Source organism: Rhodoferax sp. PAMC 29310 (assembly GCF_017948265.1).
Lineage (GTDB): Bacteria > Pseudomonadota > Gammaproteobacteria > Burkholderiales > Burkholderiaceae_C > Rhodoferax.
Genome location: NZ_CP072852.1, coordinates 4494271 through 4507545, shown reverse-complemented (window position 1 = coordinate 4507545; position 13275 = coordinate 4494271). Strand labels below are relative to the sequence as shown.

10 protein-coding genes are annotated in these 13275 nt (G+C 59.7%); 4 read left to right on the top strand and 6 right to left on the bottom strand.

Going from position 1 to position 13275, the window contains the following annotated elements; genetic code table 11:
• Positions 1-3 precede the first annotated feature (3 nt).
• The 3 genes from serS to J8G15_RS20905 form a co-directional block, all read right to left on the bottom strand.
• A complete protein-coding gene (serS, locus tag J8G15_RS20915) occupies positions 4-1350 on the bottom strand; it encodes a serine--tRNA ligase (protein ID WP_210544891.1) in 1347 nt (448 codons plus the stop codon).
• A 107-nt stretch (positions 1351-1457) separates the two neighbouring features.
• Entirely contained in the window at positions 1458-2432 is a 975-nt protein-coding gene (gene ispH / locus J8G15_RS20910) for a 4-hydroxy-3-methylbut-2-enyl diphosphate reductase (RefSeq protein ID WP_210544889.1), read from the bottom strand.
• Positions 2429-2893, bottom strand: a complete 465-nt coding sequence (locus J8G15_RS20905) for a peptidylprolyl isomerase (protein ID WP_210544887.1) — start codon at positions 2891-2893, stop codon at positions 2429-2431. The genes ispH and J8G15_RS20905 overlap by 4 nt, the downstream gene beginning before the upstream one ends.
• Positions 2894-2966: 73 nt before the next feature.
• On the opposite strand from J8G15_RS20905, the gene radC reads away from it, so the two are divergent.
• Complete coding sequence (radC, locus tag J8G15_RS20900) at positions 2967-3668, top strand: DNA repair protein RadC (RefSeq protein ID WP_210544885.1); 702 nt, start codon at positions 2967-2969, stop codon at positions 3666-3668.
• The gene (locus J8G15_RS20895) at positions 3665-4321 is read left to right on the top strand and encodes a Smr/MutS family protein (protein ID WP_210544883.1); all 657 of its coding nucleotides are present in this window, start codon (positions 3665-3667) and stop codon (positions 4319-4321) included. The genes radC and J8G15_RS20895 overlap by 4 nt, the downstream gene beginning before the upstream one ends.
• A 409-nt stretch (positions 4322-4730) precedes the next feature.
• Here J8G15_RS20895 and J8G15_RS20890 read toward each other — a convergent pair whose 3' ends face one another.
• Positions 4731-5855 carry a HupE/UreJ family protein gene (locus J8G15_RS20890; protein WP_240538394.1) on the bottom strand — a complete coding sequence of 375 codons (1125 nt, stop codon included), beginning with the start codon at positions 5853-5855 and terminating at the stop codon, positions 4731-4733.
• Entirely contained in the window at positions 5852-7066 is a 1215-nt protein-coding gene (locus tag J8G15_RS20885) for a lipopolysaccharide assembly protein LapB (RefSeq protein ID WP_210544882.1), read from the bottom strand. Before J8G15_RS20885 ends, J8G15_RS20890 begins: the two co-directional genes overlap by 4 nt.
• Positions 7067-7135: 69 nt before the next feature.
• On the opposite strand from J8G15_RS20885, the gene J8G15_RS20880 reads away from it, so the two are divergent.
• Positions 7136-7333, top strand: a complete 198-nt coding sequence (locus J8G15_RS20880; RefSeq protein WP_210544880.1) for a hypothetical protein — start codon at positions 7136-7138, stop codon at positions 7331-7333.
• Positions 7334-8341: 1008 nt separating this feature from the next.
• Positions 8342-10543: an OsmC domain/YcaO domain-containing protein gene (locus J8G15_RS20875; protein WP_210544878.1), complete on the top strand. Its 2202-nt coding sequence runs from the start codon at positions 8342-8344 to the stop codon at positions 10541-10543.
• Between the two features lie 104 nt (positions 10544-10647).
• Here the strand turns inward: J8G15_RS20875 and J8G15_RS20870 are convergent, their stop codons facing one another.
• Entirely contained in the window at positions 10648-13167 is a 2520-nt protein-coding gene (locus J8G15_RS20870) for an ABC transporter permease (protein WP_210544876.1), read from the bottom strand.
• Between the last annotated feature and the right edge of the window lie 108 nt (positions 13168-13275).

Here is a 13275-nt window from a genome sequence, read left to right as displayed (position 1 = left end):
GGGCTAGCTGCCCATGGCCTTGGCAACAGCCGCAACCAGCACCGTCATGCCGCCCAAGTAGGGCTGCAGCGCTGGAGGGATCGAGATAGAGCCATCGGCATTCTGATGGTTTTCAAGCATACTAACCAGTGTACGCCCCACGGCAAGCCCTGAACCGTTCAATGTGTGCACCAACTCGTTCTTGCCCTGCGCGTTCTTGAACCTTGCCTGCAAGCGTCGCGCCTGAAAGGCTTCACAGTTAGAGACCGAGCTGATCTCACGGTAAGTGTTCTGCGCTGGCAGCCACACCTCCAGATCATAGGTTTTGGTGGCGCCAAAGCCCATGTCGCCGGTGCACAGCGACATCACCCGGTAGGGCAATTCCAGCTTTTTCAACACAGCTTCGGCGTGCGTCACCATGGTTTCCAGCACCTCGTAGCTGGTGTCGGGGTGCACGATTTGCACCATCTCTACCTTGTCAAACTGGTGCTGGCGAATCAGGCCACGGGTGTCGCGCCCGGCGCTGCCTGCCTCGGAGCGAAAACAGGGGGTGTGCGCCGTGAGTTGGATGGGCAGGTCGGACTCGGCCACCACCTCGTCGCGCACAAAGTTGGTCAGCGTGACTTCGCTGGTGGGAATCAAATACAGCGCCGTGCTATCCGGCTGGGCTTCGCCCTCTTGCCCGCCTTTCCGGGCGGCAAACAGGTCGCCTTCGAACTTGGGCAACTGCCCCGTGCCACGCAGCGTGTCGCCATTGACGATGTAAGGCGTGTAGCACTCGGTATAGCCGTGCTCCAGGGTTTGCACGTCCAGCATGAACTGCGCCAGCGCGCGGTGCAAGCGGGCGATCGGCCCTTTCATGACCGTGAAACGGGCGCCAGTGAGCTTGACGCCCATCTCAAAGTCCAGCCCCAGCGGCTCGCCAAGGTCCACATGGTCTTTGACGGGAAAGTCATACGCTTTGGGCTCGCCCCAGGTGCGCACCACCACATTGCCATGTTCGTCTTCGCCCACGGGCACGCTGTCGTGCGGCAGGTTGGGCACGGCCAGCAACAGGGTTTGCAGCTCGGCCTGAATCTGGTCCAGCCGCGCAGCTGAGGTTTCCAACTCGGTCTTCAAACCACCGACTTCGGCCATAACGGCATCGGCCTCGTCTTTGCCCGCCGGGCCTTTGGACTTGAGCTGGCCAATTTGCTTGCTCAGACTGTTGCGCTTGGCTTGCAGTTCTTCGGTGCGAATTTGGATGGTTTTGCGCTCGGTTTCCAGCGCGCGAAAGGCGTCCACGTTCAGGAACACCTGGGGCGACTTGCGGGTTTCCAATCGGGCGACGGCAGAGTCCAGGTCTTTGCGGAGCAGGTTGATGTCTAGCATGGCATTCGTCTCGTATCAAAAAAGGTTGTTACGACCTCCGTTTTACAAGCCTTTTAGGGCTCTAGCCCTTATTCAACCTGCGGAAGTCGCTATAAATAAGTGAGTATTCAGTCTGCGCTGGGTGTCCAGCCGTCAGCATCCAGTTTCAAGCCTTTGGGCAGGGGAAACTTCACGGTTTCCTCAATGCCGTCCATTTTGCGCACCGACACGGCGCCCAGCGCCTTGATGCGGTCAATCACCTCGCGCACCAAAATCTCGGGGGCGGAGGCGCCAGCGGTCAGGCCCACACGCTGGCGGCCCTCAAACCAGGCCGGTTGCAGCTCGTTCGCGTTGTCCACCATGTAGGCGTCGGTGCCCAATTTTTGGGCCAGTTCACGCAAGCGGTTGCTGTTGGAGCTGGTGGGGCTGCCCACCACAATCACCAAGTCCACCTGCGGGCTCATGATCTTGATGGCGTCTTGGCGGTTTTGCGTGGCATAGCAAATGTCTTGCTGCTTGGGCTCGCGCACGCTCGGAAAGCGCGCTTTGACGGCGGCCGCAATGTCAGCCGCATCGTCCACGCTGAGTGTGGTTTGCGTCACCAACGCCAGCTTGGCGGTCTGAGCGGGCTGCACTTTGGCCACATCGGCCACGTCTTCCACCAGGTGAATGCCGCTCTCCAGCTGTCCCATGGTGCCTTCGACCTCGGGGTGGCCTTTGTGGCCGATCATGATGAACTCAAAACCTTCTTTGGCCAGCTTGGCCACTTCCACGTGCACCTTGGTCACCAAGGGGCAGGTGGCATCAAAAATTTGAAAACCTCGCGCCTTGGCTTCGTCCTGCACCGCGCGGCTCACGCCATGGGCCGAGAAAATCAGCGTTGCGCCAGGCGGCACCTCGTCCAGTTCTTCAATAAATATCGCGCCCTTGGCCTTGAGGTCGTTGACCACAAAGGTGTTGTGCACGATTTCATGACGCACATAAATCGGGGCGCCAAACTTGGTGAGTGCCCGTTCCACAATCTCAATGGCGCGGTCCACACCGGCGCAAAAGCCGCGTGGCTCGGCCAGCAAAATCTCCTGGGGGGTGTTGGCGGCGCTCACAAGATGCCAATCACTTGGACTTCGAATGTCACCGGCTGGCCGGCCAGCGGGTGGTTGAAGTCAAACAACACGGCATCGCCGCGCTCGTCCTGGCGAAACTGGCGGATGGCACCTGCAAACTGGCCAGCGCCATCGGGCGTAGGGAACTGAACCACGTCACCAACCACGTACTCCGCGTTGGCGTCCCCCATGTCGAGCAACTCCTTGCGGGCCAGCCACTGCATCATCTCGGGGTTACGCTCGCCAAAAGCGATGCCTTTGGCCAGCTCAAACGTGGCCCGGCCGCCTTCATTCATGCCCAGCAAATGAGACTCCACGGCAGGTGACAGCTCGCCCGTGCCCAGTGTTAAGGTGGCGGGCTTGCCTTCAAAGGTGTTGATCACATCGCCCGCTGGCCCGGCCATGCGGTAGTGCAGCGTGAGGAAGGAGCCGGGTTGAACGGAGGGCAATGGGGCGGTCATAAAAGTCCTGAGCGGGCCGGGCGCGGCCCTGGTTTGGCGAATAAACTGATCCCCCATTCTAAAAGCTTGCCCCATGCCCCTGAAAGACCTGCCCCTTGATGCCCGCCCCCGGGAGAAGCTGCTGGCGCGCGGGCCGGGCGCTTTGAGCGATGTCGAGCTGCTGGCCATCCTCTTGCGCACTGGCATTCAGGGCAAAGGCGTGCTTCAAATGGCCCAGGAACTGCTCCAACTCAAAACTGGCACCAACGACAACGACGGGTTTGACGGCATCGCTGGCTTGCTGCACGCTACCTCAAACGACCTGAAACGGATCAAAGGCCTGGGCCCGGCCAAACGGGCCGAGATTGTGGCCGTGCTGGAGCTGTCGCGCCGCGCATTGTCGCAGCAGCTCAAAGAACGCACGGTGTTTGCCACGCCTGACGCGGTCAAGCACTACCTGCAACTGCATTTGGCGGCCAAGTCCCATGAGGTGTTTGCGGTGCTGTTTCTGGACGTTCAAAACCGCTTGCTAGCCATGGAAGAATTGTTCCGAGGCACGCTCACTCAAACATCGGTGTATCCCCGGGAAGTTGTGCTTCGCGCCCTGCACCACCAGGCCAGCGCCGTGGTGCTGGCGCACAACCACCCGAGCGGTTCAGTGCAGCCCTCCCGTGCCGATGAGGCGCTAACCCAGACCCTCAAAACCACGTTGGCACTGATTGATGTGCGGGTGCTGGATCATGTGATCGTCGCGCCCGGAGAAGCATTGTCGATGGCTGAGAAAGGCTTGATATGACCCGCCCCCCCGTCAAAGTCAGCAGCCTGGCCGACCTGAAAGTCGTCAAACGAGAGATTGCCGAGCAAGCCGCCGCCCGCGCCAAACTCGCCGCCGGGCAGCTGGCGGCCCAGCGGCAAAAAGAAGCGGAGGTCAACCTCTTCGTCAGGGCCGCTGGCGCCGTCCGGCCCCTGCCAGACAAGCGCACTGCGCTATTGAAGAAGGAGCGCACCCCTCCTGCCTCCCTGCAATACCAGCGCGACGAAAAAGCAGTTTTGAAGGAGGCGCTCAGCGACGAGTTCGATGTCAGCACGTTGCTGGAAACGGACGAACATCTGAGTTTTCGCCGCCCCGGCATTGGCACCGACGTGACGCACAAGCTACGCCGGGGAGATTGGTCGATCCAACGCCAGCTCGACCTGCATGGCCTGCGCCGGGACGATGCCCGTGAGGCCCTGGGTCATTTCATTCGCCAAGCCCACAAACAAGGCATTCGCTGCGTGCGCGTGGTGCACGGCAAAGGCCTAGGCTCCCCCGGCAAAGCGCCCGTGCTGAAAAGCCGGGTGCACAGCTGGCTGGTGCAAAAGAACGAGGTGCTGGCCTTTGTGCAAGCCAAGCCCGCCGACGGTGGTGGCGGGGCCTTGGTGGTGTTGTTGATGGCGTCGCGGGGTTGAGGATCTTTGGCAAAAATTTTGATGAATTTAGCCTCTAGCGCCCGTCCAATAGGCGCAAGAAGCTATCAATTGGGTAGCAAACAGATTTCTGACCTCCCAATCACATGCGAAATGCCAATGATGTTGACACTCGACAACACCGCAAGCTGTTGATTTTTCAGCCCCGGAAGGAGTGCCATTTACTTGGGCCTCCTGCGTTTGCACCACTCAACTTACTATTTTTCGGGCGCCCGCGTGCAAAGCGGAGGTCGGTGACGCAGAGACTGGGACAGCAAAGCGGGCGAAAGCGGTCATTGACGGTGGACACCGCTACTTTGGCACTGACGGCACTTGCTGTCGTTCGCGAATAACCGCTGACAGGCGGTCAAAGCCCGCTTTGAAGCCCACGACGGTTCTGGCCCAATGGCCATTAGGCGCTGATCAGTTTGAGGTCAAAGGCGCGCTCGATCAACCATACCAGCGCAACCAACATCGTTAGCCAAGAGCCCAGCACGAACACGCCGCGCAAATAAAAGCGCGTATTTCGCAATAAAAAGGCCACTGGAAAAAACGCCGCCACAATGGCCATTTGCCCCACCTCCACACCGGCATTGAAGCCCAGCAGCGACAACGCCAGCGCGTCCGCGGGTAGACCCAGTTCGGCCAGTACGCTGGCAAACCCGAAGCCGTGGATCAGGCCGAATCCGAACGCCACCAACCAACGCCGGTGCTCCACCACGGGCCACAGATTGTTGGCGGCAGCCAACACCACCGATAGCGCGATGGCGGACTCCACCAGCCGCGAGGGCAGCGAAACCAGTCCTAGCGCTGCCAGCGACAACGTAATGGAGTGCGCCGCTGTAAACGACGTCACCACCCAAAGCACCTCCCGCAAGGCCACGCCAAAACGCTCCACGCCCTGCCAGTGCCGCATCCGCACGACCAGCACAGCGGGCAGCAGCAGCGAGAGCAAAAACAGAATGTGGTCAAAGCCGATCCAGATGTGCCAGATGCCTTCCATCAGGTACTGTTTAAACTGGGCCCAGCGCGACACCTGTTCCGCACTGAACTGCACCTTTCCGCTGGTCGGCGACAGCACCGTGGTGTGGGTGGCACCGTCTAGCGTGAGGCGCAGCAGGCCGCGATGCAAGTTGTCCAAATCAAATAGCAAACGATATTGCAACGCCAGGTCGCCTGCGGCCTCCGGGCACTCGCCAGTGATGTTCAGCACGGCGTAGCCGCCGTCCGTGTGGTCATCCACCTGCAGGCTTGAGACCTTGAGCAGGCAAGCGCCACCGCGCTCAATCTCCAGCCGGCTTAAGGCCCAGGCGGACAGATCGCTCTGGCGCGCACGCAGTTCACCCCAGGTGACCTCTGCATTGCCGTCGTGGTCCAAGCCCAAGGCAAAGTCGATGTCCCGCAGAGCAATGTCCCATTGGGCCGCAATGGTGGCCCCTTTGGCATCCACCACCAGATAGCTGTCACTGGCCTTGTGCGCCCAAGCCCCGGCTTGGCAAAACAGCAAGACCACCAGCAGGGCAAGACGCCTCATCATGGTGTACCCCCGGACTTGTTCGTGCTGGTGGGCAATTGCAATGTCTGCGCCGCCAGGGCACGCAGGCGGGCATCTTCAAAGCCGGTGCGCTGAAGCCAGTCGCGAGCGGCTTGGGCCGCTTTGCCATCCCCTGCTGCGAGCGCAGACTCCAGCAGAATACGCAGGTCGCGCGGCTCTTTTTGCACCATGTAGTTGGCAGCGGCCAACTCCACAGCTTGAGCGGGGTTCTTACGCAGTCGCAGTTGGAAGCGAGCCTCTTCGGCCCGGTGAGTCGTATCGCCGCGCAGCTTGGCAGCGGCAAAACGGTCGTCAAGGGCCTGAATATGCGCGGACGCGGCTGGCAGTTGCAGCGCCGCCTCAGCTTCTGCCAGGCGCAACAGCAGCCCATCGGATGCCTCCCAGCTTGCCAGTAACTTAACTACTTCTGTGGGGCGCCGGTTGTCCAGCAAAAAGTCCGCCCAGGCGGCCAACAGATAGCCATCGTCCTGCCCTAGCGCCAGGGCCTCGCGGTAGTGGCGCTCGGCCTTGGCGCTTTGCCCCTGCCACGCGGCCACTTCGCCCAGCCGTGTGAGCAGCCACAGACGCTGGTCGTCAGCATAGGTGAGAGCTAAGGCTTGTTGCAGTGTGGCGTAGGCACCTGCGAGCTGGCCGGTATAGGCCTGCGCGAGACCGGCACAACCGCCGTGAAGCACCGGGCGCTGCAGGCGCAACAACGCGGCGCACTCTTCGCGGGCATTGGCGTATTGCGCCTCCACCAGATAGATGGCGCCGCGCCAGGCATGGGCACCTGCCCGGTCAGGATCGAGCATCAATACGGCAGCAAAGTCGGCCAGGGCTGCGGCAAAGTCATGTCGGTATTGCCGCAACATACCGCGCACCATCAGCAACTCGGCGTCCATTCGCGTGCCAAAGCGAGTCACGATGGCATCGGCATAGCCTACGTAGCGTGGGTCGCCCCGGGCCAGCGCCAGATCGAAATACGCCTGCGCCAGCGCCACGGATGCGGATGTGTCTTCGGGCGCCTTCAGCACGTTTGCCCGCAAGTCGGCCAGCGCCCTGCTGCGGCTGTCGCTCGCGCGAAAGGGCAACCGCTCGATGACGCTGGCGTCGTCAATCGGTGTGCGCGGCGCCGACAAAACCGGCACGGCTAGCAGTGTGCCAAGCAAAGCCACACTCAACCGGAAAGTCCACTGACAATACTTGATATTCATAATTAAAGTAGATTCTGCCTGCGGCCTAAATGCCGTGTGTCTCACCCATTAATTCCCAGGAGATTGAATATGAAAAAGTTGTTTTCCAGCCTCGCAATTGTCGCCCTCGCAACTGCTTCCGTGGGTGCTTTTGCCGCGTCTCACGGCGGTGCCATGTCGGACAAGGATAAAGCGGACATGACCGAAAAATGCGCCAAGATGGACCCTGCCAAGGCTGATGAAAAGATGAAGGCCGATTGCAAGAAGTTCATGGAAATGAAGAAGTAATCTTTACGTCCTTCGAAAAAAGTGGACTGCAAGTCCACTTTTTTTATGGTTCGCCCGACAGGGCGTACCTCATTGAAGGTAAAAATCCTCCATCAGCCCGCCAGGGGACGAGTTAGCCAAGAGCCAGGGGTCGTTGGTGACTGCGAGCCGGAGAAAGACCGATGGCAGGCGTGACGAAAAGAAAGCGGGCACGAGGCGTCGTGCTGGGTGTGGCGGGAATATTCAGCAAGACCCGAAACTTGCGCGGAGTAACCAAAGCACACCTGAATCCACAGTTGAATGCCCTTTAGTGGTCTTCTGCAGCGGCGGCAAGCGATCTCTCTCAGCTAAATCGTATGGTCGCTTTCTATTTTTTTGGATGGGGTTTTCTCCGTTTCAGTGATTGGCTCCTGAACGCTTTGGCGAGTCAGTCGTGGGCAAAGCGCCAAAGACTGTTGGCGCTGCGTACCTGACTTTGGAGGGCACTGAGTGAACTAAGCCAGGGCGTCTGAAGCTGCTCCCCACTCGCCTGCCAAATGCATTGCCCCTTGAGGCTGCCAGCATTAAAAAGTCAAGCTGAACGATCTGGCACGCCACAAAACTGAAACACAGCTTGCTGGTGCAAAAAGACGAGGTGGAGGAATTTTTTAGAAAACCCTTTGGGTAAAACAGCCTCTACCCCTAGCTCTACTTGCACAGGAATCAATCAATCCCATAGCAAGCAATGAAGTTTGAGGCAGGTGTGCCGCAAGGGCCACCCCTCGATAGTGACATGTGCCTTGCCTTTGACGAAGCGCTTCTTTGACTCAACTGTTGCAGTGAATGTCATGAACCCCGACAGGCGCTGGTCTATAGTCACCGCAATCCCGGCTTTTTATCGTGCGATCTTGGGGCAAGCAACCTCTTTGTCCCCGGCGTCTTGGCCGCTGCCTAGCTGTTTGGTCAGCGCAGGCCGTGCGGTTTCATGGCCAAATCGATGGCACCGACCCGCCAAGCCAGTCATCTTGAACACTATTTTGGAATTCCCTCATGGAAATTAAAGTCAATTTTCTCGACAAGCTTCGTCTTGAAGCCAAGTTCGATGATTTCACCGTGGTGGCCGACCAGCCGATTCGCTACAAGGGCGATGGGTCGGCGCCAGGGCCGTTTGATTACTTTCTGGCCTCGTCGGCCTTGTGCGCGGCTTACTTTGTGAAGCTGTACTGCTCCACCCGCAATATTTCGACCGAGGGTATCCGGCTGTCGCAGAACAATATTGTTGACCCGGAAAACCGGTATCAGCAGATTTTCAAGATTCAGGTGGAGTTGCCGGCGGATATTTCGGCCAAAGACCGTCAGGGCATTTTGCGATCCATCGAGCGTTGCACGGTCAAAAAAGTGGTGCAAGCCGGGCCCGAGTTTGTGATTGAAGAGGTGGAGAACCTGGACGCCGATGCCCAGGCCTTGCTGACCCTGACTCCAGCTTCTGAGGCCAGCACCTTTATTGCGGGCAAAGACCTGCCATTGGAGCAAACCATTGCCAATATGTCGGCCGTGTTGGCGGGCTTGGGCATGAAGATTGAAATCGCTTCGTGGCGCAATCTGGTGCCCAACGTGTGGTCGCTGCATGTTCGCGACGCGCACTCCCCCATGTGTTTTACCAATGGCAAGGGGTCGACCAAGGAAAGCGCGTTGGCGTCTGCGTTGGGGGAGTTCATTGAGCGCCTGAACAACAACCATTTCTACGCGGGGTCGTTCTGGGGCGAAGACATTGCCAACGCAGCGTTTGTGCACTACCCGACCGAGCGCTGGTTCAAACCGGGCCGCAAAGATGCGTTGCCGAAGGAGATTTTGGATGACTATTGCCGGAAAATTTACAACCCCGATGGTGAATTACGTGGCTCGCACCTGATTGACACCAACTCCGGCAATGTGAAGCGCGGTATTTGTTCGCTGCCATATGTGCGCCAGTCGGACGGCGAGGTGGTGTATTTCCCGTCCAACCTGATTGAAAATCTGTTTGTGAGCAACGGCATGAGTGCCGGCAATACGCTGGTTGAGGCGCAGGTGCAATGTCTGTCGGAAATTTTCGAGCGGGCGGTGAAACGCGAAATTCTGGAAGGTGAAATTGCCTTGCCCGACGTGCCGCCCGAAGTGCTTGCCAAATACCCCGGCATTCTGGCCGGCATTCAGGGCCTGGAAGAGCAAGGCTTTCCGGTGCTGGTGAAAGACGCATCGCTGGGTGGGGTGTACCCGGTGATGTGCGTCACCTTGATGAACCCACGCACGGGCGGTGTGTTTGCCTCATTCGGCGCGCATCCGAGCCTGGAGGTGGCGCTGGAACGCAGCCTGACCGAATTACTGCAGGGCCGCAGTTTTGAGGGCCTCAACGACTTACCTCCCCCCACCTTCACCAGCGAAGCCGTGACGGAGCCCAACAATTTTGTTGAACACTTCATTGATTCCAGCGGCGTGGTGTCGTGGCGCTTTTTCAGTGCCAAAGCAGATTTCGATTTTGTGGAGTGGGACTTTTCTGGCCAAGGGGACGACTCCAACGCCGAAGAAGCCGCGACCTTGTTTGGCATCCTCAAAGACATAGGCAAAGAAGCGTATGTGGCGGTGTACGACCAGTTGGGCGCCACGGCCTGCCGCATTCTGGTGCCGGGTTATTCCGAGGTTTACCCGGTTGATGATTTGATTTGGGACAACACCAACAAGGCACTGTTGTTCCGTGCCGATATCTTGAACTTGCACAGCTTGGACGACACGCGCCTGGAAGACTTGCTGGATCGTTTGGAGAACAATGAACTGGACGATTACTCCGACATCGCCACGCTGATTGGCGTCGAATTTGACGAGAACACGGTTTGGGGACAGTTGACCGTGCTGGAGTTGAAGCTGCTGATCAATCTTGCCTTGAAGCAGTTTGACGCGGCAAAAGAGGGGGTGGAAGCCTTCCTGCAGTACAACGACAACACTGTTGAGCGCAAATTGTTTTACCAAGCCTTGAATGTGGTGCTGGAGGTGCAATTGGATGACGATCTGGCGCTGGAGGACTACCTTGTCAATTTCCGCCGGATGTTTGGCAACCCGCGGATGGAGGCGGTGTTGGGGTCAGTGGACGGCAGCGTGCGCTTCTTCGGGTTGACGCCAACGAGCATGAAGCTGGAGACGCTGGACCGGCACCAGCGCCTGATTGACAGCTACAAAAAACTGCACACGGCGCGGGCCAAAGCGGCGACGTCCAGCTAGGGTGGCAGGCTATTCACCAGTCAGAATTCCAAATAAAAACAGCCTCTAGCCTCCGTCCTACGAACACAGGCAGCTATCAACAAGATAGCAGCCTGCAATCCCGGTCAGGACGCGGCGCGGCGCAGGGTGTCCACCACCGGGCGGCGCAGGATGTCGCGCAACCCCCACCAGCCCGCAGCCCAGGCCAGCAAGGCCCCGCTGATGGAGCCAAACAGGGGCACCCAAAGCGATACGCTCCACGCAAACTCAAAAACATACTTGGCCAGCGCCCAGCCCACGGCGGTGGCCACCAAAGAGGCCAAGAAACCGGCCAGCAAGCCCACGCCCAGCAACTCGGCGCGTTGCACCTGGCGCAGCAAACTGCTTTTGGCGCCCACAGCCCGCATGATGGCGAACTCGCGGGCCCGCTCTTCCCGCGTGGCCGTCACGGCGGCAAATAACACCACCAAGCCGGCGGCCAGGGTGAAGGCAAACAGAAACTCGACCGCACGAATCACCTGGTCCAGCACGCGCTGGATTTGGGCGATGGTGGCCGTCATGTCCACCGTGGTGATGTTGGGGAAGCTGCGCACCAGGGCGTTGTCAAATCCGGGCGTGTCCGGCGCCTTGAACGCGCTCATGTAGGTGGCAGGCACATCGGGCAAATGCTGCACGGGGTACATGACAAAGAAGTTGGCCCGCAGGGAGCCCCAGTCGACCTTGCGCAGCGACGTAATTTTGGACTCGACAGGGATGCCGCCAATGTCGAACTTCAGGCTGTCGCCCAGTTTCAAACCCAGTGTTTCGGCAATGCCCTCTTCCACGCTGATGGCGCCCTGCTCTTCCTCAGTCCAGCGGCCGGCCACCACCTCGTTCTGCTCGGGCTTGACCGCGCTGTTGGACAGGTTGAACTCGCGGTCAATCAGTCTCTTGGCGCGGTCATCCGCGTAATTTTCTGGCGATACGTCTTTTCCATTGACTGCAATCAAGCGACCGCGAATCATGGGAAACCAGTCGAATTTCGTCACACCACCGTCGCGCAAGGCTTGGGTGAAAGCGTCGCCTTGATCGGGCATGACGTTGATGACAAACCGGTTGGGCGCATCTTTGGGCGTGGCCTGACGCCAGCTGCTGATGAGGTCGGTGCGCAGCAACACCAGCAGCACCAGCGCCAACAGGCCCACGGCCAACGCGCTGACCTGCACCACGGCGTAAGCGGGACGCGCCGAGATTTGTCGTGTGGCCAGCACCAGCCAGCGCGGCGCGGTGGTCTCATTCACGCTCGCACGCAGGGCCTTTACGGCCAGCCAGCTGAGCGACGCAAATACCACCACCGCCCCGGCGAAACCGCCGACGGCGATCAAGCCCAACTTCAAATCGCTGCTGGCGGCCAGCAGCAAGGTGGCAAATCCCGCCACACCCAAGGCCAGCACACCGATGGAGGCGGGCTTGAGGCCGCCCACATCACGCCGAATCACGCGCAGCGGCGGCACCTGGGCCAGTTGCAACACGGGCGGCAAACCAAACGCCAGCAAGAGCGTGAGGCCCATGCCCATTCCAAACATCACCGGCCATAAACTGGCGGCCGGCAGCGATGAATTCACCAAGCCCGCCAGCAACGCCACAAACACGTAGTGCACAGAAAAACCAAACGCCACGCCCAGCCCGCTGGCAATGAGTCCAATCACGATGAACTCAAACGCGTAGCTGGAGGCAATGGTGCGTTGGCTCACGCCCAGCACGCGCAGCATGGCGCAGTCGTCCAGATGGTTGGCGGCAAAGCCACGGGCGGCCAAAGCCACCGCCACAGCGCTCAAGAGCGCAGCCAACAAAGCCACCAGGTTGAGAAACTTCTCGGCCCGCTCCAGAGTGCGGCCCAACTCGGGGCGACCGCCCTCCAGCGAATCCAACTGGGCGCCACGGACTTCGCGGTTTTCAAGTTCCTTTTCGGCCCAGGTCACATAGGTCTTCACTTGCGGGTCTTCACCCGCGACGGCCATGCGGTAGGTCAAGCGGCTGGCGGGTTGAATCAGGCCGGTGGCGGCCACATCGATCCGGTTGATCATGATGCGGGGCGAAAAGCTCATGAAGCCAGCCCCCCGGTCGGGCTCAATGACGATGATTTTGGCGAGGCGAAGCTGAGCGTCGCCCAGCAGCAATGTGTCGCCAATCTTCAGGCCAATGGCATCCAGCACGCCAGCGTCCACCCAGGCATCACCGGCGGCAGGAATCGCTTGCACCACTGACTCCGGCCCACCGGGCTCGTCAGCCAGGCGCAGCTTGCCGCGCAAGGGGTAGCCGGGCTCCACCACTTTCAAAGCCACCAACTTGGTGGCGCCGCCCTGCGCCTGCGAGGCGCGCCCCATGGTGGGAAAGGTCATGGTTTGCACCACATCCAGCCCCAGTGAACGGGCCTTTTCAATAAAGGCCGCCGGCGTGGGGTTGTCGCTGCGCAGCACGGCGTCACCACCCAGCAACTGGCGCGCGTCGCGCTGCAAACCGCCTTTCAGCCGGTCCGCAAAAAAACCCACGGCGGTCAAGGAAGCCACAGCCAGCGTGACGGCCACAATCAACAGGCGCAACTCACCCGAGCGCAGATCCCGCCACAAAGAACGCCAGCCAAGGCGCCAAAAAGAAATAGTCATGGCGCGACCATAGCCGAAGCGGCGCGACTTGAATGGCTGCGGTCGAAATGAACCCACGTCACACCCCGAATTGCACACCCACATATTTACCGAATACAAATTCGGGTA